Genomic DNA, 26,398 nt, shown 5'->3' on the forward strand with positions numbered 1-26,398 from the left:
GCGGGAGAAGCAGCAGTGAGCGACACGTACGACGTCATCATCCTCGGAGCGGGCTCGGGCGGTTACGCCTGCGCCTTCCGCGCCGCCGAGCTGGGCCTGTCGGTCGCCCTGGTGGAGAAGGACAAGGTCGGCGGGACCTGCCTGCACCGCGGCTGCATCCCCACCAAGGCGCTGCTGCACGCCGCCGAGGTGGCCGACTCGGCGCGGGAGGGCGAGCAGTTCGGCGTGAAGAGCTCGCTGTCGGGCATCGACATGAGCGGCGTCAACTCCTACAAGGACAACGTCGTCGCCCGCCTCTACAAGGGCCTGCAGGGCCTGGTGAAGGCCAACAAGGTCACGCTGATCGAGGGCGCCGGCAAGCTCGTCGGGCAGGACACCGTCGAGGTCGACGGCCGGCGCTACCAGGGTCGCCACGTCGTCCTGGCCTCCGGCTCGTACTCCAAGACGCTGCCCGGGCTCGAGCTCGGCGGCCGTGTGCTCACCTCCACCGAGGCCATCAACCTCGACTACGTGCCCGAGCGGGTCGTCGTCCTGGGCGGCGGCGTCATCGGCGTCGAGTTCGCCAGCGTGTGGAAGAGCTTCGGCGCCGAGGTCACCATCGTCGAGGCGCTGCCCAACCTCGTGCCCAACGAGGACGAGTTCCTCTCCAAGCAGCTCGAGCGCCAGTTCCGCAAGCGCAAGATCGCGTTCAAGACCGGCACGAAGTTCACCGGCGTCACGCAGACCTCCGACTCGGTGACGATCTCGCTGGAGACCGGCGAGCAGATCGAGGCCGACCTCCTGCTCGTCGCCGTCGGCCGCGGCCCCAACACCGCCGACCTCGGCTACGAGGAGAACGGCATCACCCTCGACCGCGGCTTCGTGCCGACCAACGACCGGCTGCACACCGGGGTCGGCAACATCTACGCCGTCGGCGACATCGTCCCCGGCCTCCAGCTGGCCCACCGCGGCTTCCAGCAGGGCATCTTCGTCGCCGAGGAGATCGCCGGGCTGCACCCGCCGGTGATCGACGAGAAGGGCATCCCGCGCGTCACCTACTGCGAGCCCGAGGTCGCGTCGGTCGGGCTCACCGAGGCGCAGGCCAAGGAGCTCTACGGCGAGGTGAGGACGATGACCTACGACCTCGCCGGCAACGGCAAGTCGCAGATCCTCAAGACCGCCGGCGCGATCAAGCTGGTCAAGGGCGGCACCGGGGACGACGCCCCCGTCGTCGGCGTCCACATGATCGGCACGCGGATGGGCGAGCAGGTCGGCGAGGCCCAGCTGATCTACAACTGGGAGGCGCTGCCCGACGACGTCGCCAACCTCATCCACGCCCACCCGACGCAGAACGAGGCCCTCGGGGAGGCGCACCTCGCGCTCGCCGGCAAGCCCCTGCACAGCCACTCCTGACCCCGAGAAGACCGAGCGAGGAGTTCGAGCACGATGGCCTACTCCGTCCAGATGCCCGCTCTCGGGGAGAGCGTCACCGAGGGCACCATCACGCGGTGGCTCAAGCAGGAGGGCGACCACGTCGACGTCGACGAGCCCCTGCTCGAGGTCTCCACCGACAAGGTCGACACCGAGATCCCCTCGCCCCAGGCGGGCGTCCTGCAGCGGATCGTCGCGCAGGAGGACGACACCGTCGAGGTCGGCGGCGAGCTCGCCGTGATCGGCGACGAGGGTGAGTCCGCGGGGGGCGGCGGTGGTGGCGAGCAGTCGGCGCCCGCCGCGCAGCCCGAGCCGGAGCCCGCCCCGCAGGCCGAGCCGCAGCAGTCGGCGCCCGAGCCCGAGCCCGCCCCGCAGGCCGAGCCGCAGCAGCCGCCGGCCGCGGCGGCGTCGTCGGGGGGCTCCTCCGGCGGCACGACCGTCGAGATGCCCGCCCTCGGCGAGTCGGTGACCGAGGGCACGGTGACGCGCTGGCTCAAGCAGGTCGGCGACTCGGTCGACGTCGACGAGCCCCTGCTCGAGGTCTCCACCGACAAGGTCGACACCGAGATCCCCTCGCCGGTGGCCGGCACGGTCCTGGAGCTCAAGGCCGGCGAGGACGACACGGTCGAGGTCGGCGGCGCCCTCGCCGTCATCGGCGACGCGTCCCAGGCCGCGGGCGGCGGGTCCGCGGCGCCGGCGCAGGAGCAGCCCGCGCAGCAGGAGACCCAGCAGCCGGCCCAGCAGGACCCCCGGCCCGAGCCGGAGCGCCCGAACGAGCCCGAGCCGGCGTCGGCCCCGGCCGGGGCGCAGGCCGCGTCCGGCGCCGACGACTACGTCTCGCACGAGACCGAGCGGTCGACCACCGCGAGCGGCCCGGCCAACGCCGGCGCCCTCGAGCCCCGGGGCGGGGGCAACGGGACCTCGGCCGCGGCCGACACGGAGGGCTCGGGCACCACCGAGACCGGCTCGCCGTACGTCACGCCGCTGGTGCGCAAGCTCGCGAACGAGCGCGGCGTCGACCTCTCGTCGCTGACGGGCACCGGCGTCGGCGGCCGCATCCGCAAGCAGGACGTCGTCAAGGCGGCCGACGAGCAGGACCGGCAGAAGTCCGCCCCGGCCGCAGACGCCCCGGCCCAGGCGGCCCCCTCGGGCGGCTCCGGCGGCGGCACGGTGCACGGCGGCGAGGTGCAGAGGCCGGCGGCGGCCGGCGCCCGCGGCTCGTCGAGCGCGCCGGCCCCGGACACCTCCGGGCTGCGCGGCACCACGCAGAAGATGTCGCGGCGCCGCCAGACGATCGCCAAGCGCATGGTCGAGTCGCTGCAGGTCTCCGCGCAGCTCACGACCGTCGTCGAGGCCGACGTCACCCGGATCGCCCGCCTGCGCGACCGCGTGAAGGCCGACTTCCAGCGCCGCGAGGGCGTGAAGCTCTCGTTCCTGCCGTTCATGGCGCTGGCGACGGTCGAGGCGCTCAAGGCCCACCCGTCGGTGAACGCCTCGATCGACACCGAGAAGAGCGAGGTCACCTACCACGGCGCCGAGCACCTGGGGATCGCCGTGGACTCGCCGGCCGGACTGATCGTCCCGGTGATCCACGACGCCGGGGACCTCAACCTGGCCGGGCTCGCCCGCAAGATCACCGACGTCGCGGACCGCACCCGCGCGAACAAGATCACCCCGGACGAGCTGGCCGGTGGCACCTTCACGATCACCAACACCGGCTCGCGCGGCGCCCTGATCGACACGCCGATCATCAACCAGCCCCAGGTCGGCATCCTGGGCACGGGCGCCGTCGTCAAGAAGCCGGTCGTGCTCCAGGACGACTCGGGCGGCGACGTCATCGCGGTGCGCTCCACGGCGTACCTGTGCCTGTCCTACGACCACCGGATCGTCGACGGCGCCGACGCGGCCCGCTTCCTGACCACCGTCAAGGACCGCCTCGAGGGCGGCGCCTTCGAGGGTGAGCTGGGCTTCTGATCCCGCGCCCGTCCTGACCGAAGGGCACCTTCGCTCGAACTGGTCGAGCGAAGGTGCCCTTCGCTCACTCCGGGACCCGCGCCGAGATTGCGGCGAAGGGCGCCCCTCGCTCGTCTGTGCGAACGAAGGTGCCCTTCGCTCGGCACCGGGCCCCCACCCCCGGGTCGCGGCGGGCCGGACACTCCGCGACGATCACCCCATGCGCGTCGTCATCGCCGGGTCCTCCGGGCTCATCGGCTCCGCACTGGTCCCCCGCCTGCGGGAGGCGGGCCACGAGGTCGTCCGCCTGGTGCGGCGGACCCCGCAGGCCCCCGACGAGCGGGGCTGGGACCCCGCCGCCGGCCACCTCGCGCCGGGCGCGCTGGAGGGCGCGGACGCCGTCGTCAACCTCAACGGCGTCGGCGTCGGCGACAAGCGCTGGACCGGTGCCTACAAGCAGCAGCTGCGCGACAGCCGGTTGATCCCGACCGACGTGCTCGCCCGGGCCGTCGCCGACCAGGGCATCCCGGTCATGGTCAGCGCGTCCGGCGTCGACTACTACGCCGATGCGGGTTCGATGCCCATCGACGAGAGCGCCCGCGCCGGCACCGGCTTCCTGTCCGGACTCTGCCGGGACTGGGAGCGCGCCACCGAGCCGGCCGCGAGCGGGGGCGCGCGGGTGGTCACGTTGCGCTCCGGCCTCGTCCTCTCGCCGAGCGGTGGAGTGATGGGTCAGATCACGCCGCTGTTCCGCTTCGGTCTCGGCGCCCGCCTCGGGTCCGGCGACCAGTACTGGCCCTGGATCACCCTGGACGACGAGGTCGGCCTGATCGCCCACGCGCTGGAGAGCGCGACGCTCGACGGACCGGTCAACGCGACCGGACCGGAGCCGGTGACGAACGCCGAGTTCACCCGCCAGGTCGCCGCGCACATGCGCCGGCCGGCGCCGTGGTTCGCTCCGCCGTTCGCGCTGCGGATCGCGCTGGGCGAGTTCGCCGACGAGGCGCTCCTGACCAGTAAGCGCGCGCTGCCCGTCAAGCTCGAGCAGGACGGCTACGTCTTCCGTCACCAGACCCTCGGCGAGGCGCTGCACGCCGTGCTCGACGGATGAGCGTCCCGGAGGCCGTCGACGTCGTCGTGGTCGGCGCGGGCCTGGCGGGCCTGCGCGCGGCGCAGACGGTGGCGCGCGCCGGGCGTTCGGTCGTGGTCTGCGAGGCCGGGGACGCGGTCGGCGGGCGGGTGCGCACCGACGTCGTCGACGGCTTCCTCGTGGACCGCGGGTTCCAGATCCTCAACACCTCGTACCCGGCGCTGCGCGCGAGCGTCGACCTCGACGCGCTCGACCTGCGCCGCTTCGTGCCCGGCGCGGCGGTGCGCGACGGTGAGGCGCGCCTGCACCGCCTCGCCGACCCCCGCCGCGTGCCGACCTGGGCCCCGCGCACCGCCCTCGACCGGCTGCTCGGCCCCGGCGACAAGGCCCGCATCGGCGCGGTGACCCTGCGCTCGCTGCTCGTGCCACCGCAGCGCCAGGCCCGCGCCCCGGAGCGCACCACCGCCGACGAGCTGGCGCACTGGGGCCTCGGGGGCACGCCGACCGACACGTTCCTGCGCCCGTTCCTCGCCGGCGTGCTGGGCGACCGCGACCTGGAGACGTCGTCGCGGGTGTTCTCGCTGTTCTGGCGCAGCTTCGCCCTCGGCGACCTGACGCTGCCCTCGCGCGGGATCGGCGCCGTGCCCGCCCAGCTCGCGGCGCGCCTGCCCGCCGGGACGGTGCTCACCGACACGCCCGTCGAGCAGGTGGCGCCCGGCGTCGTCCGGACCGCCCGCGGCAGCGTGCGCGCCGGCGCGGTGATCGTCGCGACCGAGGGCACCTCCGCGTCGGCGCTGCTCGCCGGGCGGGTGCCGCCGCCGCGGACGTTCGCCCTGACCACGCACTACCACGTCACCGCCGATCCGCCGACGCGCCAGGCGCTGCTGCACCTCGACGGGGCGGGCGGCCCGGTCGTCAACACCGTGGTGCTCACGGCGGCCGCGCCGTCCTACTCCCCCGACCACCGCCACCTCGTCGCCAGCACCGTCCTCGGCGCCGAGCCGCTGCCCGACGCCGAGCTGCGCCGGGAGCTCACCCGGCTGTACGGCACGCCGGCCGGCGCGTGGGACGCGCTCGCGACGGTGCGGGTGCCGCACGCGCTGCCCGCCGCGGTGCCGCCGACCCCGGCCGGGCTGCGCCGGCCCGTCGACGTCGGCGACGGCCTCTTCGTCGCCGGCGACCACCGCGACACCCCGTCGACCCAGGGCGCGCTGGTCAGCGGGCGGCGGACGGCACAGGAGGCCCTGCGGTACCTCGGCGGGACGCGCAGCGGAGCGGAGCCGGACCCGACGAGGCAGGGGTAGCGTCGGCGCCGTGAGCCGTTCCAGCCGCGCCGCCGCCGAGCCCGTGGAGGTCCACGCGCTCGGCACCGTCGACTACCTCGAGGCCTGGGAGCGCCAGCGCGCGCACGCCGACGCGCGGGTGGCGGGCACGGGCGGCGACGTCCTCATGCTGCTCGAGCACCCGTCGGTCTACACGGCGGGCCGGCGCACGCTGCCCGAGGAGAAGCCCGTCGACGGCACGCCGGTGATCGACGTCGACCGCGGCGGCAAGATCACCTGGCACGGGCCCGGGCAGCTGGTCGGCTACCCGATCATCCGGCTGGCCGAGCCGGTGGACGTGGTCGAGCACGTGCGGCGCCTCGAGCAGGCGCTCATCGCCGTGTGCGACGGCTACGGCCTGGCCACCGGGCGCATCGACGGCCGCAGCGGCGTCTGGCTGCCCGCCGACGACCGCGGCCCGGCCCGCAAGATCGCCGCGATCGGCGTGCGGGTGGCCCGCGGGGTGACGCTGCACGGGTTCGCCCTCAACGCCGACCCGGACCTCGCCGCGTTCGGCGCCATCGTGCCGTGCGGCATCCGCGACGCGGGGGTCACCAGCCTCACCGCCGAGCTGGGGCGCCACGTGGGTGTCGACGAGGTCCGTGACGACACCCGCGACGCCGTGCTGGCCGCGCTCGACGGCACCCTCGAGATCACCGACCGCACGCTCGCCGTGCCCCCGGCCGACGAGGCGCAGGAGGTCACCGTCGGCGGCCTCACGGTGCGGGTGGGCGCGGCCCGCTGAGCCCCGGCGCGTCGATCATGCGCAGCGCCAGCTCGGCGTAGCACTCGCCGAGGAACTCCGGGGAGTCCGCGCCGTCGAGCCGGTACCAGCGGACCAGGTCGATCCCCAGGGACATGATCGCGCGCAGGGCGCGGTTGACGTCGGGCACGTCGAACAGGCCCTCCGCCGCGCCCCGCTCGACCGCGGCCCGCAGCGTCGCGGTGAAGCGCGCCCGCAGGTCGAGCACGGTGGCGCGGTGCGGCGCGTCCAGGGCGGCGAGCTCGTACTGGCACACCCGCGCCACCGTGTGGTGCCGCGCGTGCCAGGTGACGTGCGCGGCGACCAGGCGGCGCACGTGCTCCCGGGCGTCCCCGTCGTCCGGGACCGCGAGGAGGGCCTCCAGGGCCCGCTCGTGGCCGGTGCGCGTGATCTCGTGGAGCAGCTCCTCCTTCGAGGCGAAGTGCACGTAGAGCGCGCCCGGGCTCAGCCCGACGCCGGCGGTGATGTGGCGGGTCGTCGTCGCGTGGTAGCCGAGGTCGGCGAAGCAGCGCACCGCCGAGTCGAGCAGCGCGCGGGCGGCCGTCGTGGTCCGGGGATCCCAGAACCCGTCCGGGACCGCCCGGTGGTCGTCACGCCCGTCCCGCGCCTCCGACGCCCCCACGTGCCCGCCCTCCGTGACCGTTGACACAGCCGCCATCAGAGGTAACTATGCGCTCAGTCACATCAGCGCACCAGCCCCCGCCGCCCGGATCCCGGGCGAGCGGTCGGTGGACCCGGGGGCCGGGCGGTCGCGAGGAGGCTCACGGATGGCGGACGGTCGGACCGCGGACAGGCAGCTCACCGTCGTGCTCGACGGGTACTCGTACCTCGAGTGCCCGCGGTGGCACGACGGCCGCCTGTGGGTCTCGGACTTCTACACCGAGCAGGTGGTCTCCACCGACACGCGCGGCGACGTGCGGGTCGAGGCCGAGATCCCCCGGCAGCCCTCGGGGCTGGGCTTCCTGCCCGACGGGCGCCCGCTGCTCGTCTCCATGCGCGACCACCGGCTGCTGGTGCGCGACGCCGGCGGGACGCTCACCGAGCACGCGGACCTGTCGGGCGCCGTGAGCGGGGTGCTCAACGACATGCTCGTCGACGAGCGCGGCCGGGCCTTCGTCGGCAACTTCGGCTTCGACCTCATGGGCGGCGAGCCCCTGCGCGACACCACCCTCACGCGCGTCGACCCCGACGGGACCGTCACCACGGTGGCGAGCGACCTCGCCTTCCCCAACGGCATGGTGCTGCTGCCCGGGGGCGTGCTCGTGGTCGCCGAGACGTTCGGGGGCCGCCTGACCGCGTTCGACGTCACCGACGACGGCGACCTCGTGGGACGGCGGGTCTGGGCCGGGTTCGGCGAGCCCCCGCGCACCACCGACGTCGGCGAGGCCGTCGCGGCGCTCGAGGTCGCCCCGGACGGCATCTGCGCGGACGCCGAGGGCGCGGTGTGGGTGGCGGACGCCCTGCACGCGCGCGTCCTGCGGGTCCGCGAGGGCGGCGAGGTCGTCGAGGAGATCCCCACCGGCACCGGCGTGTTCGCCTGCATGCTCGGCGGCGACGACGGCCGCACCCTGTTCCTCTGCGCGGCGCCCTCGTTCGCCGAGCACGAGCGGCGCCCGGTCCGCGAGGCCCAGCTGCTCGCCGTGCGGGTGGACGTGCCGCACGCCGGCCTGCCCTGATCCGTCCCGACCGCGAGGAGGAGAACACATGGACGTGTCCGTCGCCTTCCCCACCGCCCTGAGCTCGCCGGACGACATCGCCCTCGCCGAGGAACTGGGCTACGCCCGCGCGTGGGTCTACGACACCCCGCAGCAGAGCCCGGACGTCTGGATGACCCTCGCGCTCGCGGCCGAGCGCACCGAGCGGATCGGGCTCGGGCCCGGCGTGCTCGTGCCGACCCTGCGCCACCCGATGACCAACGCGGCCGCCACCGCGACCCTCGCCGCGCTCGCCCCGGGCCGCGTCGCCGTCGCCTTCGGCACCGGCTTCACCGGGCGCCGCGCGATGGGCTACCGCGCCATCCCGTGGTCGTTCATGGACGCCTACATCCGCACCTATCGCGCCCTGCTGCGCGGCGAGGTCGTCGAGTGGGAGGGCGCACAGATGCAGATGCTCCACCCCGACGGCCACGCGCCGGCGCGCCCCGTCGAGGTCCCGGTGCTCGTCGGCGCGCTCGGGCCGAAGGGCGACGCCGTGGCGCGCGAGCTCGGCGACGGGCTGTACGTCACCCTCGCGCAGCCGGAGTTCATGCCGGCGTACTCCTGGGTGCCGTACCTGGCCTGGGGCACCGTGCTCGACGAGGACGAGGCCCAGGACTCCGAGCACGCGAAGGTCGCGGCCGGCCCCGGCTGGGCGCTCGCCTACCACGGCGCCTACGAGTTCGGCGGGCCCGACGCGGTCCGCGAGCTGGCCGGGGGCGACGCGTGGATGGACACGGTGGAGAAGGCCCCCGACGGCCGCCGGCACCTCGCGGTCCACGTCGGGCACTGCGTGGAGCTCAACGACGCCGACCGGGCGGCCTGGGACGCCGGCGGGCACACGATGCTGCGCGACGCCACGATCTCCGGGACCCGCAACGAGGTCCGCGACCGCCTCGACGAGCTCGCGGGCAAGGGCGTCACCGAGATCGTCTTCCAGCCCTGCGGGCCGGACACCCGCCGCGAGCTCGAGCGCTTCCACGACGCGGCGACCTCGCGCTGACCGGATGGTCGCGCTACAGCTTCGCGGCGACCTCGGAGGCGACGAGGTCGAGCTGGTCGAGGTCGGAGAGGTCGAGCACCTGCAGGTAGACCCGCTGCAGGCCCGCGCGCTCGCGGAAGGTGCCGAGCTTGTCGACGAGCTCGGCCGGCGTGCCCGCGAGCCCGCTGGCGCGCAGCTCGGCGGGGTCGCGCCCGATGGCGGCGGCGCGCCGGGCGACCTCGGCGTCGTCGCGGCCGGCGCACAGCACCTGGGCGGTGGAGCGGCCCAGGGTCGCGGGGTCGCGCCCGAGCTCGCGGCACGCCGCGTCGACGCGCTCCTGCCCGGCCACGAGGTCGTCGAGCCCGACGAACGGCATGTTGAACTCGGTCGCGTAGGTCGCCGCCAGCGCCGGGGTGCGGCGCGGACCGTTGCCGCCGACGATGATCGGCGGGTGCGGGGTCTGCGCCGGCTTGGGCAGGCCGGGGCTGTCGTCGAAGGTGTAGTGCTCGCCGTGGTGGGTGAACTTGACGCCCACCGGCGTGCGCCACGACCCCGTGAGGATCTCCAGCTGCTCGGTGAGCATCGCGAACCGCTCCCCCAGCGGCGGGAACGGGATGCCGTAGGCGCGGTGCTCGGCCTCGTACCACCCGGTGCCGATGCCGAGCTCGACGCGCCCGCCCGACATCTGGTCGACCTGCGCCACCGCGATCCCCAGCGGGCCGGGCAGCCGGAACGTCACCGCGGTCATCAGCGTGCCGAGGCGGATGGTGCGCGTCTCGCGGGCGAGGGCAGCGAGCGTCACCCACGCGTCGCTCGGGCCGGGCAGGCCGTTGGCCTCCCCCATGGCGAGGTAGTGGTCCGAGCGGAAGAAGGCGTCGAAGCCGGCGTCCTCCGCGGCCCGGGCCACGCGGAGCAGGTCATCGTAGGACGCGCCCTGCTGCGGCTCGGTGAAGATCCGGAGGTCCACACGATCAGGGTAGTCACCGCGTCACGTTCCGAACCGTCCCCCCGGGGTCGCATCCGCCGGGCGCGTGCGGCGGGCGGCGTAGGCTCGGGCGCGTGACGGTTGCTCCCGAAGGACGGAAGATGTTGCGGCTCGAGGTCCGCAACTCCCAGACGCCCATCGAGCGCAAGCCGGAGTGGATCCGCACGCGCGTGGCCACCGGACCGAACTTCACCGAGCTCAAGGGCCTGGTGAAGGGGTCGGGGCTGGCCACCGTGTGCGAGGAGGCCGGCTGCCCGAACATCTTCGAGTGCTGGGAGGACCGCGAGGCCACCTTCCTCATCGGGGGTGAGCAGTGCACGCGCCGCTGCGACTTCTGCCAGATCGACACCGGCAAGCCCTCGCCGCTGGACACGATGGAGCCCCGCAAGGTGGCCGAGTCGGTCCGCCAGATGGGGCTGCGCTACTCCACGATCACCGGCGTCGCGCGTGACGACCTCGACGACGGCGGCTCGTGGCTCTACGCCGAGACCGTGCGCCAGGTCCACGAGCTCAACCCCGGCACCGGCGTCGAGCTGCTGATCCCCGACTTCGACGGGCGCGCCGACCAGCTCGGCCCGGTGTTCGACGCCGCCCCCGAGGTGCTCGCGCACAACCTCGAGACCGTCCCGCGCATCTTCCGCCGCATCCGGCCGGCGTTCCGCTACGAGCGCTCCCTCGACGTCATCCGCCAGGCGCGCGACGCCGGGCTGGTCACCAAGTCGAACCTCATCCTCGGCATGGGCGAGACCCCCGAGGAGGTCACCGGCGCGATGCGGGACCTGGTCGACGCCGGCTGCGAGCTGCTCACGCTCACCCAGTACCTGCGCCCGACCGTGCGCCACCACCCCGTCGAGCGCTGGGTCAAGCCCGAGGAGTTCGTCGAGCACCGCGACGCCGCGCTCGCGATGGGCTTCCCCGGCGTCATGGCCGGACCGCTGGTGCGCTCGTCGTACCGGGCGGGCCGCCTCTACGCCCAGGCCAAGATCGCCCGCGGCGAGGAGCTGCCCGCGGGCATGGCCGAGCTCGCGCAGGAGGGGCCCGCCCGCCAGGAGGTCGGCGAGGTGCTGGCCCGCACGCGCTCCTGAGTGCCGTGATGTCCCCGTAGGGCAGAATGGGGCACATGGCGAAGAAGGGCTCCGGCGCGGCGAGCAAGGAAGAGAAGAAGGCCGCCAAGCAGGCCGCGAAGGCGGCCCGTCGCGAGCGGTTCCGCCAGATCTGGCAGGCGTTCCAGATGCAGCGCCGCGAGGACAAGGCGCTGCTCCCGCTGATGATCGGCGCGGTCGTCGTCACCGCGCTGGTGCTGTTCGGCATCGGCCTGCTCATCGGCCAGGAGTGGTTCCTGCTGCCCACGGGCGTGCTGCTCGGCGTGCTCCTCGCCGTGATCATCTTCGGCCGCCGGGTGCAGAAGAACGTCTACTCGAAGGCCACCGGCCAGCCCGGTGCCGCCGGCTGGGCGCTCGACAACATGCGCGGCCAGTGGCGCGTCACCCAGGCCGTCGCGGGCACCACCCAGCTCGACGCCGTGCACCGCGTCATCGGCCGGCCGGGCGTCGTCCTCGTCGCCGAGGGCGCCCCGCACCGCACCAAGAGCCTGGTCGCCCAGGAGAAGAAGCGGGTCGCGCGCATCATCGGCCAGGTGCCGATCTACGAGGTCACGGTGGGCGAGGAGGAGGGCCAGGTCCCGCTCGCCAGGCTGCAGCGCCACATGACGAAGCTGCCCCGCAACATCGACAAGTCCCAGATGGAGACCGTCGAGAAGCGCCTCGCCGCCCTGGCCAACCGCGCCGGGCCGGCCATGCCCAAGGGCCCGGTGCCGCGCAACGCCCAGCAGCTCAAGGGCATGCAGCGCACGGCCCGTCGGCGCTAGAGAGGCTCAGCGGGACTTCACCACGACCGTGCGGCTCGCGCGGTCCTGGATGCCGCGCGAGTCGCGGTCGACGATCAGCGCGGGGATCACGAAGAACAGCGACGCCGTGCGCACCAGCGTCCAGAGCAGGCCGACGCCGGGGCGCTCCGGGCGGTCGAGGCGGACCACGCGCATGCCCAGCAGCACCATCGCGGGCGTCGCGCCGACCACTGCGACCGGCACGACCATGATGATCGCCCAGGTCAGCAGGCTCCAGTTCTGCGGGAGCGCCGGGTAGGTGAACAGCGCCGCGAGGACGCCCGCGAGCACCGCGTCGAGCAGGAACTGCGCGCCCCGACGGCCCAGCGTCGCCACCGACCCGGGCCCCCGCTCGGGGAGCCCGAAGCGCTCGCCCGGGTAGCCCTCCTCGGTGGCTCCGGGCGCCGGGGTGCGGGGCGTCTCCCGCGGCGCGGACGGGGGTGCCGCCGTGCGCCCGTCCCCGCCCGAGCCCTCGAGCCATTCCCGAAACCACGCCACCGTGACAGGCTACGGCGATCGGGAGCGGGGGGTGGTGAGTCACCACACGACCACCCAGCGCGCGTTAACTGCTGTGAAACATGCCGGTGACGGCCGAGCAACAGCACCGACCTAGCGTCGGGATCACCAGGATCGGTCACGGTCGGTACCCCCGATCAGTGGGTACGGTGCGATCCGCTGACGACTCGACCCCCGTCGTCCCCGGCAAGCGTGTGAAGGAGCCACCGAGGGTGTTCAACAACCAGGACGAGGTCTTCAAGTACATCTCCGACGAGGGGGTGAAGTACGTCGACGTCCGCTTCTGCGACCTGCCGGGGCAGATGCAGCACTTCACCGTGCCGGCGTCGGAGTTCGACGAGGACGTCTTCACCACCGGACTGGCCTTCGACGGCTCGTCGATCACCGGCTTCCAGAGCATCAACGAGTCGGACATGACGCTGCTGCCCGACGTGGCGACGTCGCGGATCGACCCGTTCCGGGCGCAGAAGACGCTGAACGTCAACTTCTTCGTGCACGACCCGCTGACGCTCGAGGCCTACAGCCGCGACCCGCGCAACGTCGCCCGCAAGGCCGAGAAGTTCCTCTCGACCGTCGACGTGGCCGACACCTGCTTCTTCGGCCCCGAGGCCGAGTTCTACATCTTCGACTCGGTGCGCTACGAGTCGAAGGCCAACGGCACGTTCTACGAGGTCGACTCGATCGAGGGCCACTGGAACACCGGCCGTGACGAGCTCGGCGGCAACAAGGGCAACAAGGTCAACATGAAGGGCGGGTACTTCCCCGTCGAGCCGACCGACCAGAGCTCCGACCTGCGCGCCGCCATCGGCACCAACCTCACCAACGCCGGCTTCGCCCTCGAGAAGCTGCACCACGAGGTCGGCACCGGCGGCCAGGCCGAGATCAACTACAAGTTCAACACCCTGCTGCACGCCGCGGACGACCTGCAGCTGTTCAAGTACATCGTCAAGAACACGGCGTGGCAGGCCGGCAAGTCGGTCACCTTCATGCCGAAGCCGCTCGCCGGCGACAACGGCTCGGGCATGCACTGCCACCAGTCGCTGTTCAAGGGCGGCGAGCCGCTGTTCTACGACGCCAACGGCTACGCGGGCCTGTCGGACCTGGGCCGCCACTACATCGGCGGCATCCTGCACCACGCCCCGAGCCTGGTGGCCTTCACCAACCCGACGGCCAACTCGTACCACCGCCTGGTGCCCGGCTTCGAGGCCCCGATCAACCTGGTCTACTCGAACCGCAACCGCTCGGCGTGCGTCCGCATCCCGATCACGGGCGACAACCCGAAGGCCAAGCGCCTCGAGTTCCGTTGCCCCGACTCGTCGGGCAACCCGTACCTGGCCTTCGCCGCCATGATGATGGCCGGCCTCGACGGCATCCGGAACAAGATCGAGCCGCCGACGCCGATCGACAAGGACCTGTACGAGCTCCCGCCCGAGGAGGCCGCCAACATCGCGCAGGTGCCGGCCAGCCTCGACGCGGCGATCAACAACCTCGAGGCCGACCACGACTTCCTGCTCGAGGGCGGCGTGTTCACCTCGGACCTCATCGAGAAGTGGATCGAGCTCAAGCGCGACGACGTCACCGGCCTGCGGCTGCGTCCGCACCCGTACGAGTTCGAGCTGTACTACAACTGCTGAGCGCCTGAGCAGCACCGACCGGCCCGGTCACCCCGCGGGGTGGCCGGGCCGTCGTGCGTCAGTGCGCCTGGCCCTTGCGCACCCGCAGGACGGCGAGCGCCACCGTCACCACCCCCACCGCGCCGACGGTGAACAGGATGATCCCGAGCACCGAGTTCGGGGAGAAGACGAAGAAGAGGCCGGCCACCAGGAGCACGGCGCTGATCACCCAGCCGATGACACAGCCGCGCATGGTCGTCAGACCGAGAGCCGAGAACATGCCCGCCATGCTGGCACGACCTCCTATCGGCGTGCTGTGTTCGCTACGGACCGTCGTGTGATCTCTTGTCGGGCACGTCCTCGCGCGGGGACAGCGCCGCCGCCACGACGTACTGGTAGACGTAGCGGATCTCCTCGCCCCGCCGCACCGGCAGGCACACCCAGCCGACCCACTCCCCCGTCGTGGTGCGCCGCCAGGCCAGCAGCTCGCCGGGGACGCGGCTCTGGAGGTCGACGCCCTCGGGCATCGGGCGCACAGGCCGCTCCTGCGGGCGCGGGTAGGCGATCGCGAGGTCGACCCAGACCCGCTTGACCTCGTCTCGCTGCAGCGCACCGGACCGGTCGTTGCGGCGCTGCGCCGGACCCCGATCGTCGAACACGTGTTCGATCGTCGGTCATCCGGGCCCGCCACGCCAGCCGCACGGCCGGGTGTGTCCGCAGATGGCGGCACAGCTCACGACCGCCCGGGAAAATCTCCGGAGGTGATGTCGAAAGGCGGCGCGGGCGTTCGTCGCACCAGTGAGAGACCGGCAACGGGCCGGTCGCCCGCCCCCGGAGGCCACGATGTCCGTCACCACCGCCAGCCCCGTCCCCGCCACCACCGCTCCCGGCGCCCGGACCCTGCCCCTGGTCCGCGACGGGCTGGCCGCCACCGCCGTCGCCGCCGTGGCCACCGCGGCCGTCGCCGCCGCGGGCGAGCTCGCCGGCGTCGGCGCGATCGTCGGCGGGGCGCCGATCCCCGCGCTCGGCTTCGCCGTCCTGACCGCGATCTTCTCCGTGGTGGGCGTGCTGCTCGCCCTGGGGCTGGCCCGCTGGGCACGCCGCCCGCGCACGACGTTCGTCCGCACCACCCTGGCGCTCACCGTGCTGTCGCTGGTCCCCGACGTGGTCGCGGACGCCTCGGTGACCACGAAGGCGCTGCTGATGCTGACCCACGTCGTCGCCGCTGCCATCGTGATCCCGGCCGTCGCCCGCCGGCTGTCCTGACCACCACCGACCGACGAGACGCAGGGAGAGTGCCGTGCACTACCTCATGGGTGTCCGGATCGACGAGAGCGTGCTCCCGTACTCCGACGAGGAGCTCGAGGCGTCCTTCGCCCGGGTGGGGGCCGTCAACGACGAGATGAAGGCGGCGGGGATCTGGGTGTTCGGCGGCGGGCTGCGGCCCTCCGACAGCGCCACCGTCGTGCGCGTCGAGAACGGCCGGACCGCCATGACCGACGGGCCGTTCGCCGAGACCAAGGAGCAACTCGGGGGCTTCTACGTCATCGAGGTCGACGACCTCGACGCGGCGCTGGCCTGGGCCGAGAAGGTCGCCGGGGCCTGCCGGGTGCCGATCGAGGTGCGCCCGTTCGACGGCGTCGCCTGAGCCCGGGGGTGGATACCGTGGACCTCACGGAGGTCTACCGCGCCGAGTACGGGCGCTGCGTGGCCACGCTGACCCGCCTGCTGGGCGACATCGGGCTCGCCGAGGAGGCCGTGCAGGACGCGTTCGCGACGGCGGTCCGGGCGTGGGAGGAGGAGCCGCCCCGCAACCCCGGCGCCTGGATCGTCACCACCGCCCGGAACCGGGCCCTCGACCGCCTGCGCCGCGAGTCCACCCGCGAGGCCCGCCACGCCCAGGCGCTGCTGCTGCACACCCCCGACGAGCCGGAGGAGGTGGGACCGGTGCGCGACGACCAGCTCCGCCTGATCTTCACCTGCTGCCACCCGGCGCTCTCCCCGCTCGCGCAGACCGCGCTGACCCTGCGGCTGCTCGGCGGGCTCGAGGTGCCCGAGATCGCGCGGGCGTACGTGGTGCCCGAGGCGACGATCTCCCAACGGATCGTCCGCGCCAAGAAGAAGATCCGCGACGCCGGCATCCCCTACTGCGTGCCCGGCGCGGCCGAGCTCCCCGACCGCCTGGACCCGGTGCTCACCGTGCTCTACCTCGTCTTCAACGAGGGATACACGTCGACCACGGGCGAGCTGGTGCGCACGGACCTGTGCCGGGAGGCGATTCGGCTGGCCCGCGCGCTCGCCGACCTCATGCCCGACGAGCCGGAGGTGCTCGGGCTGCTGGCGCTGCTCCTGCTCACCGAGGCCCGCCGGCCCGCGCGGACGGGACCCTCGGGCGAGCTGGTGGTGCTCGCGGAGCAGGACCGGTCGCTCTGGGACCATGAGCTGATCGCCGAGGGCCACGGGCTGGTGCGCCGGTGCCTGCGCCGCGGCCGCCCCGGTCCCTACCAGCTGCAGGCGGCGATCAACGCCGTGCACACCGACGGCCCGGCGACCGACTGGACGCAGGTGCTGGCGCTCTACGACCAGCTCGTGGCGCACGTGCCGACCCCGATCGTGGCGCTCAACCGCGCGGTCGCCGTGGCCGAGGTGCACGGGCCGGAGGCGGCGCTCGCGGCCGTCGACGCCCTGGACATCCCGGGCTACCACCTGCTGCCCGCCACCCGCGCGGACCTGCTCGTCCGCCTCGGCCGCCCCGCGGACGCGGCCGCCGCCTACACCGACGCGATCACGCTCGTCACCAACGACACCGAGCGCGCCTTCCTGGAGGCGCGACGGGCGCGCCTGGCCGACGCGCCCGGGGAAACCCCTGCCCCGACCGGGTAGCTCTACGCATACCGGACACGGTTGCGCTTCGTAGTTTCGGTGTCACCGCAGGTCAGCGACCGCGCACGACACACGAGAGAAGCGAGCCCTCCCATGACTCGACCGTGGACCCGGCCATGGAGCACCGTGCTCGCCGGCGCCGTCGCCGGCACCGCCCTCCTCCTCACCGCCGCCCCGGCCCTGGCCACGACCCCCGCGGAGCCGCCGCTCCCCCGCGAGCGGGTCGTCGCCGAGGTGCTGCCGGCGGTGACCTACCTCGAGACCCGCAGCGAGGCCGTCGTCCGCGAGCGGGGCACCGGCCGCGAGATCGGCTCGGTGGCGGTCACCGGGACCTGCTCGGGGGTGGTGGTGTCGAACGACGGGCACATCGCCACCGCCGGGCACTGCGTGCACCCCGACGACATCCGCACCACCATGGCCCGCGACCTCGCCGCGCGGCTCGAGGCCCGCGGCGTCGGCCCCCGCGACCGGCTCTTCGCCTTCATCCTCATCCGCTACCAGTTCGAGGGACGCACCCCCGGCACCCCGATCGACCGGACGGTGACCGCGGTGCGCGCCGACGGCACGGACGGCGAGACCCGCATGCCCGCCCGGATCGTCGACGCCGAGCCCCACCGCCGCGGCGACGTCGCGCTGCTCGACGTCGACGCCACCGACCTGCCGGCCGCCGCGCTCGCGCCGGCCGGCGAGCCGACGCCCGGCACGCCCGTCACCAGCGTCGGCTACCCCGCCGACCGCGACCGCGCGCTCGACCCGAGCCGCGAGCCGAGCTGGAAGGACGGCACGGTCAGCTCCGTGCAGACCCGCAACGGCATCCCGTTCGTCGAGGTCAGCGCCGCGATGGCGCCGGGGATGAGCGGCGGGCCGGCGGTCGACGGCCGCGGCCGGGTCCTCGGGCTGAACAGCATGGGACTCGGCGAGTCCGGCGCGTTCAACTTCGTCGCACCGACATCGACGCTGCGCGCGATGCTCGACCGCCACGGCGTGCGCACCGGGCCCGGGCCGGTCGACGTCGCCTACCGCGCCGGGCTCGACCACCGCGTGACCGGTGAGAACGCCGACGCCGTCGCCGCCTTCCGCGAGACCCTGCGCCTGCGGCCCGACCACGGCAGCGCGCAGGAGCAGCTGCGGCTCGCCGAGGCGGCCTACGCCGCCGACGGTGACGTCAGCGAGCGGCGGGCGATGGTGTGGGGCATCGCCGGCGGGGCGCTGCTGCTGCTCGTCGTCGGGACGGCCGCCGCGGTGATCGTGGTGCGGCGGCGCCGCCCGGCCGGTCCCCCGGGGCCGGTGGATCCCCCGACGGGCCCGATCCCTCCGCTGACCCGGCCGTACGGGCCGCCGCCGGTCGTGTCGCCCTTCGGGCCCCCGGTGCCCCGGACCCCGTCCCCCGAGGTGCCGCCGTCCAGGGCCGACACCGTCTGCTGAAGATCACCAGGTCGACAGGCACCTCGGGGACGCCCCTCGAGGTGCCTGTCGCACTGCTGATCTCCCGCGGGCCCGGCGCAGTCGGTGATCAACGGGGACTTCGGTCGCATAGAAGCAGCGAACCGCCCGTTCGCTGCACGACCGCTAGTCCACGAGGTAGAAGATCCGGTCCACGACGGCGCGGGCACGGCGGGTCAGGCGGCGGTACTCGTCGAGGAACTCGCCCGGGTCGTCGTCGGGGTCGTGGCCCAGCGCCGAGGCGACGGCGGCGAGGTCGCGGCCGGAGCGCGGGACCTCGTCGGTGGGCCGGCCCCGGACCAGGGTCGCCGCGCCCCGGGCGTGGGTGGCCATCGTCCAGCCGGCGGCGAGCTCGTCGGCGTCGCCCGGCTCGATCAGGCCGGCCTTCGCCGCGGCGGCGAGCGCCTCCAGCGTCGAGGGCGTCCGCAGCGACGGGACCTTCCCTGCGTGCTGGAGCTGGATCAGCTGCACGGTCCACTCGACGTCGGAGAGCCCCCCGGTGCCGAGCTTGGTGTGCAGGGCCTTGTCGGCGCGCCGCGGCATCCGCTCGTTGTCGACGCGCGCCTTGATCCGGCGGATCTCGCGGGCCTTCTCGTCGGGCAGCCCGTCGGCGGGGTACCGGTAGGGGTCGATGACCTCGACGAACGCCGCGCCCAGCGCCTCGTCGCCGGCCACCGGCCGAGCGCGCAGCAGCGCCTGGAACTCCCAGGTGTCGGCGAGCTTCGCGTAGTACTGCCGGTAGGAGTCCAGGGTCCGCACGAGCGGGCCGCTCTTGCCCTCGGGGCGCAGCTTCGTGTCCACCTCGAGCGGCGGGTCCGGGCTCGGCGCGCCGAGGGCCGACACGGTCGCCTCGGCCACGGCCTTGGCGTAGCGCACGGCCTCGGCGTCGTCGACGCCCTCGGCGGGCTCGCAGACGAACAGCACGTCGGCGTCCGACGAGTAGCCCAGCTCGCCGCCGCCGAGACGCCCCATCCCGATCACGGCGATGCGGGCGGGCGCGTCGCCGTCGCCGACGTGGCCGCGGGACGCGGCGTCGAGCGCGGCCTGGAGCACCGCCACCCAGATGCTCGACAGCGCCGCGCACACGGCCGACACGTCGAGCAGCCCGAGCAGGTCGGCGCACGCCACGCGCACCAGCTCGATGCGGCGCATGGAGCGCCCGACCTGGCCGGCCGAGTCGGGGTCGGTGTGGCGGGCGACGGCGCGGCGCAGGGACGCGGCGACGTCCTCCGGCCGGCGCGCGACGAGCTCGGCGTTCGGCCCGTCGCCGGCGAGCAGCCGCAGCACCTCGGGGGTGCGCGGCATCATCTCGGCGACCCAGCGCGACGTGCCCAGCACCCGCATCAGCCGCTCGGCCGCGATGCCCTCGTCCCGCAGGTAGCCCAGGAACCAGGGCGTGTCGGCGAGCGCCTCGGACACCTTGCGGTAGGCGAGCAGCCCGTGGTCGGGGTCGGCGGAGTGCCCGAGCTCGTCGAGCAGCACCGGCAGCAGCGCGCGCTGGATGCGGCTGGCCCGGCTGACGCCGCTGGTCAGCGCCTGCAGGTGCCCGAGCGCGCCCTGCGGCGACGTCCAGCCCAGCGCCTTGAGCCGCCGCATCGCCGACTCCGAGGTCAGCACCAGGTCCTCGCCCGGCACGCGCGCCACCGACTCGAGCAGCGGGCGGTAGAAGAGCTTCTCGTGCAGGCGGCGCACCCGCACCGTGTGCCGCGAGCGCTCGTGCTGCAGCACCCCGACCGCGTCGCGGGTGCCGTCGGCGCGCAGCTTGGCGGCGCGGGCGAGCCAGCGCAGGCCCGCGGTGTCGTCGTCGGGCGGGAAGAGGTGGGTGCGGCGCATCTTCTGCAGCTGCACGCGGTGCTCGAGCAGGCGCAGGAAGCGGTAGGACGCGGCGAGGTTGGCGGCGTCGTCGCGGCCGACGTAGCCGCCGTCGGCCAGCGCCGCGAGGGCCTCGAGGGTGTTCTGGCTGCGGATCGTCTCGTCGCCGCGGCCGTGCACCATCTGCAGCAGCTGCACCGCGAACTCCACGTCGCGCAGCCCGCCCCGCCCGAGCTTGAGCTCGCGGTCGGCGTGCTCGGCGCGGATGTGGTCGACGACCCGGCGGCGCATCGCGCGCACGTCGGCGACGAAGTCGTCGCGGTCGGCGGCGCTCCACACCATCGGCGCGAGCGCCTCGCAGTACTCGCGGGCCAGCGGGTCGTCGCCGGCGACCGGGCGGGCCTTGAGCAGCGCCTGGAACTCCCAGGTCTTCGCCCAGCGCTCGTAGTAGGTGACGTGGCCCTCGAGCGTGCGCACGAGCGCGCCCTGCCGGCCCTCGGGGCGCAGGTTGGCGTCCACCTCGAGGAACGCCTCGGTGGCGATGCGCATCATCGTCGAGGCGAGCCGGGTGGCGAGGTCGGTGGCGCCCTCGGCCACGAAGATCACGTCGATGTCGCTGACGTAGTTGAGCTCGCGCCCACCGCACTTGCCCATGCCGATCACCGCGAGGCGGCACGGGAGCGGGTCGCCGGGCTCGCGCCCGTCCCTGGTCCCCAGTGCGTCCGCGATCGTCGCGTCGGCGACGGCGAGCGAGGCCCGCAGCCCGGCCGCGGCGAGGTCGGCGAGCTGGGCGGCGACGACCTCGACCGGGACGACGGGCAGGTCGGGCTCGCACACCGACTGCAGGTCGCTCGCGGCCACGGCGAGGACCTCGTCGCGGTAGGCCAGGCGCAGCACCCCGATGCCCTCCGGCTCGAGCACGCCCGCGCGGGGCGGGCCGTCGCCGGTGCGCTCGGCGCCGACCGCGTCGAGCAGCGTCCGCGTCCGGTCGTCGAGGTCGGGCAGCTCCGAGGCGTCGTACGTGCGCCCCGGGGTGCTCCGGCTGCGCAGCGTGCGCCAGCGGTCGGGGTGGGCGACGAGGTGGTCGCCCAGCGCGGTCGAGCCGCCGAGGACGCCGAACAGCCGCCCGCGCAGGCCCTGGTCGGTGCGCAGCGCCTCGACGAGCGCGCTCCACTCCTGCTCGCCCATCGCCTCGCGCAGCCGCTCGATCGCGAGCAGCGCGAGGTCGGGGTCGGGGCTGCGGGCCAGCGCCCAGACGGTGAGCTCGGCGTCGGGGACGGGCGCGTCGCCGTCCCAGAAGCCGAGCGCGGCCAGGCGCGGACCGGCGTCGGGGTCGGTGAGTCCGAGCCGTGCCGGCGCGCGTCCCGTCCGGTCGCGCCGTGGGCTCCCCGTCGCGGACTCGGTCATGCCCCGAGGATTCCAGCCCGGCCGGTGACCGGCGCGTCCACTGGCAGGATCGGGGACATGCAGCGCTTCGAGTACAAGGTCGTCCAGCTCCGCGAGAGCCTGATGGGCGGCAAGCTGTCCGACGACAAGCTCGAGAAGGTCCTCAACAAGGAGGCCGCCGAGGGCTGGCAGCTCCGGACGATCACCGGCGCGGACGTCAAGGGGCGGCTCGGGCCGGGCGGCGTCGACGGCCTGCTGGTCACGTTCGAGCGACCGGTCTGATCTAGAGGGTCGGCAGGTACGTCGCCAGCTCGTACGGGGTGACGTTGCGGCGGTAGGCGTCCCACTCCGCGCGCTTGTTGCGCAGGAAGAAGTCGAAGACGTGCTCACCGAGGATCTCGGCCATGAGCTCCGAGCGCTCCATCGCCGCGAGCGCGCCGTCGAGGTTCTGCGGCAGCGTCTCGTAGCCCATCGCCCGGCGCTCGCCCTCGGAGAGCATCCAGACGTTGTCCTCGGCGGCCGGCGGCAGCTCGTAGCCCTCGGCCACGCCCTGCAGCCCGGCGCCGAGGATCACCGCGTACGCCAGGTACGGGTTCGCCGCGGTGTCGATCGTGCGCACCTCGACGCGGCGCGACGACGCCTTGCCCGGCGAGTACATCGGCACGCGGACCAGCGCCGAACGGTTGGCGTGGCCCCAGCACACGGTGGTCGGGGCCTCGCCGCCCACGATGAGGCGCTTGTAGGAGTTGACGAACTGGTTGGTCACCGCGGAGATCTCGCGGGCGTGGCGCAGGATGCCGGCCACGAACGCCTTGCCGGTCTTCGAGAGCTCGTAGGGCTCGGCGGCGTCGTGGAACGCGTTCTGGTCGCCCTCGAACAGGCTGATGTGCGTGTGCATCGCCGAGCCCGCGTGCTCGGTGAACGGCTTGGGCATGAAGGACGCGCGCACCCCCTGGGTGATCGCGACCTCCTTGACGATGTAGCGGAACGTCATGATGTTGTCCGCCATCGTCAGGGCGTCGGCGTAGCGCAGGTCGATCTCCTGCTGGCCCGGCCCGCCCTCGTGGTGGCTGAACTCGACCGAGATGCCCATCGCCTCGAGCGACTCGATCGCCCGGCGCCGGAAGTGCGGCGCGGCGTCGTGGCTCGCCTGGTCGAAGTAGCCGCCGGTGTCGGCGGGGACCGGCGGCGTGCCGTCGCCCGGCAGGTCGCGCAGCAGGTAGAACTCGATCTCGGGGTGCACGTAGCAGGTGAACCCCGCCTCGGCGGCCCGCGAGAGCCCGCGGCGCAGCACGTGGCGCGGGTCGGCCCACGACGGCGAGCCGTCGGGCATCGTGATGTCGCAGAACATGCGCGCCGAGTAGTGCCCGCCGCCCGCGGTCTCCCACGGCAGCACCTGGAACGTCGCGGGGTCGGGCTTCGCGACCATGTCCGACTCGTAGACGCGGGCGAAGCCCTCGATCGCCGACCCGTCGAACCCGATGCCCTCGGCGAACGCGCCCTCGAGCTCGGCGGGCGCGACGGCCACCGACTTCAGGTAACCGAGCACGTCGGTGAACCACAGCCGCACGAAGCGGATGTCGCGCTCCTCGAGCGTGCGCAGGACGAACTCCTGCTGGCGATCCATGGGCCGACCCTAAGTGCGCGGTGTGACGCCCGGAAGACGAGGGTGGGTCACGTCGCGGGACAGGTGGCGCCGGGCGGCGCCGGCGTGCCGTCGATGAGGTAGCGGGTCGCGATGTCGTCGACGCACGGCGAGTTCTGGAACACCGCGGTGTGCTCGTCGCCGATCTTCGTCAGGAGCGAGCCGTTCAGCGCGCGGGCCAGCTCGACACCGGCCTGGTACGGCGTCGCCGGGTCGCCGGTGGTCGACACGACCAGGGGCGGCGCGAGGCCCGGGACCTGCGGGATGTGGGGCTGGCTCGTGGGCGGCACCGGCCAGAACGCGCAGCTGTCGCGCGCCGCGGACGCCCCGCGCCCGCTGTCGAGGAACGGCGCGGCCTGGTTGTAGGCCTGGGCCCGCGCGAGCGACTGGGCCGGGTCGGTGACCCGGGGGTCGTCGACGCAGCGGATGGCCTCGAAGGCGTCCTGCGACGAGGCGTAGGTGCCGTCCGGGTTCCGCTCGTAGTACTCGTCGGCCAGCGTCATCAGCTGGCTGCCCCGGCCCGCGCGCAGCTCGGTCAGCGCCCGGTTCAGGCGCGGCCAGTAGGCCTCGACGTACAGCGCGTTGATCGTGCCCTGCTGGGCGTCCCCGTAGGACAGGACGCGGCCGTCGGGCAGCGGGAGCGGCGCGTCGATCAGCGGGCGGGTCAGCTGCTGGTACACCGCCGTCGTCTGCGCCGGGTCCTGGCCCAGCGGGCAGTTCGGGCGGGTGGTGCAGTCGCGGGCGAAGGCGTCGAACGCGCCCTGGAAGCCGCGGCCCTGCTCGATGAGCTCGACCGTCGGGTCCTGGTCGGGGTCGAGCGCGCCGTCGAGGATCATCGCCCGCACGTTGCGCGGGAACTCCTCGGCGTAGGTCGAGCCGATCCGGGTGCCGTAGGAGTAGCCGAGGTAGGTCAGCTGCGCGTCGCCCAGCGTCGCCCGCAGCACGTCCATGTCGCGCGCGACGTCACGGGTGCCGACGTTGGCGAGCACGTCGACCCCGGTGCGCTGGGCGCAGCGGTCGACGGTCCCGCGCTCCTCGGCCTCGGTCTGCGCGACCCCGGCCGGCGAGGCGTCGGTGTCGTCGTCGCGACGGTCGGCGTCGCGCTCGGGACCCTCGAGGCACCGGATCGCGGGCTCGCTCTCCCCGACGCCGCGGGGGTCGAAGCCGACGACGTCGAAGCGGCGCCCGACCTCGGTCTGGGCCAGCGACGTCGACAGGTACGCGGCGGTCTGGATGCCCGACGCCCCCGGCCCGCCGGGGTTGAGCACCAGCGACCCGAGGCGCTGCGGCGAGGCCGGCGCCGCGTGGCGCAGCACGGCGATCGAGCCGGTGCGCCCGTCGGGCTGCGCGTAGTCCAGCGGGACCTCCATCCGCGCGCACTGCAGCGCGGGGTCCGCGTAGATCTGGCGGTCCTCCTCGGTGGCCGCGAACGGCGCGCACGGCCCCCAGGCGAGCTGCTGGCCGTAGAACCGCTCCAGCCCGGGCGGGGCGCTCGCGGCCGGGTCGGGCACCGCGACCCCCGGGACCACCTGCGCGCACCCCGCGAGCACGACGGCCGCGGCCCCGAGAGCGGTGGCGATCAGGGTGCTGCCCCGGCGTCGGAGGGGGCGTCGGCGGAGGGTGGCGCGCACGGCGGTCACCTTCCCACGGGGTCCGTGATCGTCCGGTGACGGGCACCTTTACAGCGGCGGTGTGCTCGCCCGACCCTGGTCGCCTCCCTGGCGGTGCGATCCGAGGAGCGCGATGACCGCGACGGCGGACTGGGTCGACGTCGCGGCGATGCTCCGCGACCCTTACGAGACGTACGCCCGGCTCCGCGCGCAGGGGCCCGTGGTCCGCGTGCCGGCGCTGGGACGCCACCTCGTCACCGGGTTCGCCGCGTGCCGCGCCGTCGAGGCCGACCAGGCCACGTACTCGGCCGACGTGAGCGGGAGCGGCGCGACGATGGCGAGGGCGCTCGGCGCGAAGCCCATGCTGCGCCAGGACGACCCCCGCCACGAGGCGGAACGCGCGCCGATCAACCCGGGCCTGCGCGCGAAGAGCATCCGCGCGACGTGGGTGCCGCGCTTCGCGCACAACGCCGAGAGCCAGCTCGACGTCCTGCGGGAGCGCGGCCCCGAGCGGGCCGAGCTGAACCGCGACTACGCGGCGCCCGTCGCCGCGCGCAACCTCGTCGACCTGCTCGGGCTCCCCGAGGCGACCCCCGAGGGGATGCAGCGCTGGTCGCACGCCTTCATCGCCGGGATCGGGAACCTGGGCGACGACCCGGACGTCTGGGCCCGGTGCGACGCCGCCCAGCGGGAGGTGGACGAGCACCTCGACGCGCTGATCCCGCACCTCCGGCGCCACCCGGACCCCTCGATGACCTCGGCGCTGGTCAACGGCGGCCTCCCCGAGCCGGCCGTGCGGGCGAACGTGAAGCTCACGATCTCGGGGGGCATGAACGAGCCCCAGCACATGATCACCAACATGGTGTGGGCGCTGAGCCGGCACCCCGAGCAGCGCGACCGCGTCCTCGCCGACCCCGCGCTGTGGCCGGTCGTGTTCGACGAGGCGCTGCGGTGGCTCTCCCCGATCGGGATGTACCCCCGCGAGACGACCCGGGCGACGGTGCTCGACGGCGTCGACCTGCCCCGCGGGACGATCCTGGGTGTCGTGATCGGCGCCGCCAACCGCGACCCCGCCGTGTTCGACCACCCCGAGCGCTTCGACATCGCCCGCTCGCAGCGCGCGCACCTGGGCTTCGGGAGCGGGGTGCACCTCTGCCCCGGGCACTGGGCGGCACGCATCGCCGTCGGCGAGATCGCGGTCCCGCGGCTCTACGCGGCCCTGCCCGGCCTGCGCACCGACACCCGGCGCGAGGAGGCCTGGTCGGGCTGGGTGTTCCGGGGCCTGACCGACCTCCCGGTGACGTGGGGGCCGCCCGCGCTGTGAGGCTGGTCCCAGCGAGCGGTCGGCGCGCTCGCGCGGTGACACCGTGTGCTCATCCACCCCGACGACCCGGGGACCCGCCGCT

Annotated in this window: 24 protein-coding genes; 16 read left to right on the top strand and 8 right to left on the bottom strand. The window is 74.1% G+C overall.

Annotated features, from left to right (window positions below; genetic code table 11):
• Positions 1-15 precede the first annotated feature (15 nt).
• From lpdA to lipB, 5 genes are all read left to right on the top strand, one after another.
• Positions 16-1,392, top strand: a complete 1,377-nt coding sequence (lpdA, locus tag ACFPK1_RS22160) for a dihydrolipoyl dehydrogenase (protein ID WP_378023115.1) — start codon at positions 16-18, stop codon at positions 1,390-1,392.
• 33 nt (positions 1,393-1,425) lie between these two features.
• Positions 1,426-3,384 carry a 2-oxoglutarate dehydrogenase, E2 component, dihydrolipoamide succinyltransferase gene (gene sucB / locus ACFPK1_RS22165; RefSeq protein WP_378023116.1) on the top strand — a complete coding sequence of 653 codons (1,959 nt, stop codon included), beginning with the start codon at positions 1,426-1,428 and terminating at the stop codon, positions 3,382-3,384.
• A 199-nt stretch (positions 3,385-3,583) separates the two neighbouring features.
• Positions 3,584-4,474 (top strand): TIGR01777 family oxidoreductase, encoded by an 891-nt coding sequence (locus ACFPK1_RS22170; RefSeq protein WP_378023117.1) that lies wholly within the window; start codon positions 3,584-3,586, stop codon positions 4,472-4,474.
• Positions 4,471-5,757: an NAD(P)/FAD-dependent oxidoreductase gene (locus ACFPK1_RS22175; protein WP_378023118.1), complete on the top strand. Its 1,287-nt coding sequence runs from the start codon at positions 4,471-4,473 to the stop codon at positions 5,755-5,757. The genes ACFPK1_RS22170 and ACFPK1_RS22175 overlap by 4 nt, the downstream gene beginning before the upstream one ends.
• Positions 5,758-5,767: 10 nt before the next feature.
• Positions 5,768-6,520 (top strand): lipoyl(octanoyl) transferase LipB, encoded by a 753-nt coding sequence (gene lipB / locus ACFPK1_RS22180; RefSeq protein ID WP_378023119.1) that lies wholly within the window; start codon positions 5,768-5,770, stop codon positions 6,518-6,520.
• Here the strand turns inward: lipB and ACFPK1_RS22185 are convergent.
• On the bottom strand, positions 6,492-7,196 hold the full coding sequence (locus ACFPK1_RS22185) for a TetR/AcrR family transcriptional regulator (protein ID WP_378023120.1): 705 nt from the start codon (positions 7,194-7,196) through the stop codon (positions 6,492-6,494). The genes lipB and ACFPK1_RS22185 overlap by 29 nt on opposite strands.
• Before the next feature lie 109 nt (positions 7,197-7,305).
• Between ACFPK1_RS22185 and ACFPK1_RS22190 the strand changes: the two genes are divergently transcribed.
• Together ACFPK1_RS22190 and ACFPK1_RS22195 are read left to right on the top strand one after the other, a co-directional pair.
• Positions 7,306-8,214: an SMP-30/gluconolactonase/LRE family protein gene (locus ACFPK1_RS22190; protein ID WP_378023121.1), complete on the top strand. Its 909-nt coding sequence runs from the start codon at positions 7,306-7,308 to the stop codon at positions 8,212-8,214.
• Positions 8,215-8,242: 28 nt separating this feature from the next.
• Positions 8,243-9,235, top strand: a complete 993-nt coding sequence (locus tag ACFPK1_RS22195) for an LLM class flavin-dependent oxidoreductase (protein ID WP_378023122.1) — start codon at positions 8,243-8,245, stop codon at positions 9,233-9,235.
• 13 nt (positions 9,236-9,248) lie between these two features.
• Here the strand turns inward: ACFPK1_RS22195 and ACFPK1_RS22200 are convergent, their stop codons facing one another.
• Positions 9,249-10,181: an LLM class F420-dependent oxidoreductase gene (locus ACFPK1_RS22200; RefSeq protein WP_378023123.1), complete on the bottom strand. Its 933-nt coding sequence runs from the start codon at positions 10,179-10,181 to the stop codon at positions 9,249-9,251.
• Positions 10,182-10,273: 92 nt separating this feature from the next.
• Between ACFPK1_RS22200 and lipA the strand changes: the two genes are divergently transcribed.
• Both lipA and ACFPK1_RS22210 read left to right on the top strand, forming a co-directional pair.
• Entirely contained in the window at positions 10,274-11,284 is a 1,011-nt protein-coding gene (gene lipA / locus ACFPK1_RS22205) for a lipoyl synthase (RefSeq protein ID WP_378023124.1), read from the top strand.
• Between the two features lie 35 nt (positions 11,285-11,319).
• Positions 11,320-12,066: a DUF4191 domain-containing protein gene (locus ACFPK1_RS22210; RefSeq protein WP_378023125.1), complete on the top strand. Its 747-nt coding sequence runs from the start codon at positions 11,320-11,322 to the stop codon at positions 12,064-12,066.
• A gap of 6 nt (positions 12,067-12,072) precedes the next feature.
• Here ACFPK1_RS22210 and ACFPK1_RS22215 read toward each other — a convergent pair whose 3' ends face one another.
• Positions 12,073-12,582: an RDD family protein gene (locus ACFPK1_RS22215; protein WP_378023126.1), complete on the bottom strand. Its 510-nt coding sequence runs from the start codon at positions 12,580-12,582 to the stop codon at positions 12,073-12,075.
• A gap of 230 nt (positions 12,583-12,812) precedes the next feature.
• Here ACFPK1_RS22215 and glnA (ACFPK1_RS22220) point away from each other — a divergent pair, with 230 nt between their 5' ends.
• Positions 12,813-14,234 (top strand): type I glutamate--ammonia ligase, encoded by a 1,422-nt coding sequence (gene glnA, locus ACFPK1_RS22220; RefSeq protein WP_378023127.1) that lies wholly within the window; start codon positions 12,813-12,815, stop codon positions 14,232-14,234.
• Between the two features lie 58 nt (positions 14,235-14,292).
• Here glnA (ACFPK1_RS22220) and ACFPK1_RS22225 read toward each other — a convergent pair whose 3' ends face one another.
• Both ACFPK1_RS22225 and ACFPK1_RS22230 read right to left on the bottom strand, forming a co-directional pair.
• Positions 14,293-14,493 carry a hypothetical protein gene (locus ACFPK1_RS22225; RefSeq protein WP_378023128.1) on the bottom strand — a complete coding sequence of 67 codons (201 nt, stop codon included), beginning with the start codon at positions 14,491-14,493 and terminating at the stop codon, positions 14,293-14,295.
• 43 nt (positions 14,494-14,536) lie between these two features.
• Positions 14,537-14,872: a hypothetical protein gene (locus ACFPK1_RS22230; protein ID WP_378023129.1), complete on the bottom strand. Its 336-nt coding sequence runs from the start codon at positions 14,870-14,872 to the stop codon at positions 14,537-14,539.
• Between the two features lie 184 nt (positions 14,873-15,056).
• Here ACFPK1_RS22230 and ACFPK1_RS22235 point away from each other — a divergent pair, with 184 nt between their 5' ends.
• The 4 genes from ACFPK1_RS22235 to ACFPK1_RS22250 all read left to right on the top strand — a co-directional run bounded on the left by ACFPK1_RS22235 (position 15,057) and on the right by ACFPK1_RS22250 (position 18,521).
• The gene (locus tag ACFPK1_RS22235) at positions 15,057-15,479 is read left to right on the top strand and encodes a DUF6069 family protein (RefSeq protein WP_378023130.1); all 423 of its coding nucleotides are present in this window, start codon (positions 15,057-15,059) and stop codon (positions 15,477-15,479) included.
• Between the two features lie 34 nt (positions 15,480-15,513).
• Positions 15,514-15,861 carry a YciI family protein gene (locus ACFPK1_RS22240; protein ID WP_378023131.1) on the top strand — a complete coding sequence of 116 codons (348 nt, stop codon included), beginning with the start codon at positions 15,514-15,516 and terminating at the stop codon, positions 15,859-15,861.
• Between the two features lie 17 nt (positions 15,862-15,878).
• The gene (locus ACFPK1_RS22245; protein ID WP_378023132.1) at positions 15,879-17,096 is read left to right on the top strand and encodes an RNA polymerase sigma factor; all 1,218 of its coding nucleotides are present in this window, start codon (positions 15,879-15,881) and stop codon (positions 17,094-17,096) included.
• Between the two features lie 93 nt (positions 17,097-17,189).
• Positions 17,190-18,521, top strand: a complete 1,332-nt coding sequence (locus tag ACFPK1_RS22250; protein ID WP_378023133.1) for a trypsin-like peptidase domain-containing protein — start codon at positions 17,190-17,192, stop codon at positions 18,519-18,521.
• A 144-nt stretch (positions 18,522-18,665) separates the two neighbouring features.
• Here the strand turns inward: ACFPK1_RS22250 and ACFPK1_RS22255 are convergent, their stop codons facing one another.
• A complete protein-coding gene (locus tag ACFPK1_RS22255) occupies positions 18,666-21,758 on the bottom strand; it encodes a bifunctional [glutamine synthetase] adenylyltransferase/[glutamine synthetase]-adenylyl-L-tyrosine phosphorylase (RefSeq protein WP_378023134.1) in 3,093 nt (1,030 codons plus the stop codon).
• A gap of 57 nt (positions 21,759-21,815) precedes the next feature.
• Here ACFPK1_RS22255 and ACFPK1_RS22260 point away from each other — a divergent pair, with 57 nt between their 5' ends.
• Positions 21,816-22,019, top strand: coding sequence for a DUF4177 domain-containing protein (locus tag ACFPK1_RS22260; protein ID WP_378023135.1), 204 nt, complete (start codon positions 21,816-21,818; stop codon positions 22,017-22,019).
• 1 nt (position 22,020) lies between these two features.
• Here ACFPK1_RS22260 and glnA (ACFPK1_RS22265) read toward each other — a convergent pair whose 3' ends face one another.
• Together glnA (ACFPK1_RS22265) and ACFPK1_RS22270 are read right to left on the bottom strand one after the other, a co-directional pair.
• Positions 22,021-23,364, bottom strand: a complete 1,344-nt coding sequence (gene glnA, locus ACFPK1_RS22265; RefSeq protein ID WP_337703100.1) for a type I glutamate--ammonia ligase — start codon at positions 23,362-23,364, stop codon at positions 22,021-22,023.
• Positions 23,365-23,411: 47 nt separating this feature from the next.
• Positions 23,412-25,013: an alpha/beta hydrolase gene (locus tag ACFPK1_RS22270; RefSeq protein ID WP_378023136.1), complete on the bottom strand. Its 1,602-nt coding sequence runs from the start codon at positions 25,011-25,013 to the stop codon at positions 23,412-23,414.
• 112 nt (positions 25,014-25,125) lie between these two features.
• Between ACFPK1_RS22270 and ACFPK1_RS22275 the strand changes: the two genes are divergently transcribed.
• The gene (locus ACFPK1_RS22275) at positions 25,126-26,316 is read left to right on the top strand and encodes a cytochrome P450 (protein ID WP_378023137.1); all 1,191 of its coding nucleotides are present in this window, start codon (positions 25,126-25,128) and stop codon (positions 26,314-26,316) included.
• Positions 26,317-26,398: the final 82 nt, after the last annotated feature.

Source organism: Actinomycetospora rhizophila, from assembly GCF_042657905.1.
In the GTDB taxonomy this organism is placed as follows: domain Bacteria; phylum Actinomycetota; class Actinomycetes; order Mycobacteriales; family Pseudonocardiaceae; genus Actinomycetospora; species Actinomycetospora rhizophila.

Excerpts from the sequence above, each read along its gene's own strand:
- ACFPK1_RS22250 (WP_378023133.1), top strand. The coding sequence starts at position 17,190 with ATGACTCGACCGTGGACCCGGCCATGGAGCACCGTGCTCGCCGGCGCC.
- ACFPK1_RS22170 (WP_378023117.1), top strand. The coding sequence starts at position 3,584 with ATGCGCGTCGTCATCGCCGGGTCCTCCGGGCTCATCGGCTCCGCACTG.
- ACFPK1_RS22210 (WP_378023125.1), top strand. The coding sequence starts at position 11,320 with ATGGCGAAGAAGGGCTCCGGCGCGGCGAGCAAGGAAGAGAAGAAGGCC.
- ACFPK1_RS22260 (WP_378023135.1), top strand. The coding sequence starts at position 21,816 with ATGCAGCGCTTCGAGTACAAGGTCGTCCAGCTCCGCGAGAGCCTGATG.
- ACFPK1_RS22225 (WP_378023128.1), bottom strand. The coding sequence starts at position 14,493 with ATGTTCTCGGCTCTCGGTCTGACGACCATGCGCGGCTGTGTCATCGGC.
- ACFPK1_RS22275 (WP_378023137.1), top strand. The coding sequence starts at position 25,126 with ATGACCGCGACGGCGGACTGGGTCGACGTCGCGGCGATGCTCCGCGAC.
- ACFPK1_RS22255 (WP_378023134.1), bottom strand. The coding sequence starts at position 21,758 with ATGACCGAGTCCGCGACGGGGAGCCCACGGCGCGACCGGACGGGACGC.
- ACFPK1_RS22195 (WP_378023122.1), top strand. The coding sequence starts at position 8,243 with ATGGACGTGTCCGTCGCCTTCCCCACCGCCCTGAGCTCGCCGGACGAC.
- ACFPK1_RS22175 (WP_378023118.1), top strand. The coding sequence starts at position 4,471 with ATGAGCGTCCCGGAGGCCGTCGACGTCGTCGTGGTCGGCGCGGGCCTG.
- sucB (WP_378023116.1), top strand. The coding sequence starts at position 1,426 with ATGGCCTACTCCGTCCAGATGCCCGCTCTCGGGGAGAGCGTCACCGAG.
- ACFPK1_RS22190 (WP_378023121.1), top strand. The coding sequence starts at position 7,306 with ATGGCGGACGGTCGGACCGCGGACAGGCAGCTCACCGTCGTGCTCGAC.
- glnA (WP_337703100.1), bottom strand. The coding sequence starts at position 23,364 with ATGGATCGCCAGCAGGAGTTCGTCCTGCGCACGCTCGAGGAGCGCGAC.
- ACFPK1_RS22235 (WP_378023130.1), top strand. The coding sequence starts at position 15,057 with ATGTCCGTCACCACCGCCAGCCCCGTCCCCGCCACCACCGCTCCCGGC.
- ACFPK1_RS22185 (WP_378023120.1), bottom strand. The coding sequence starts at position 7,196 with ATGGCGGCTGTGTCAACGGTCACGGAGGGCGGGCACGTGGGGGCGTCG.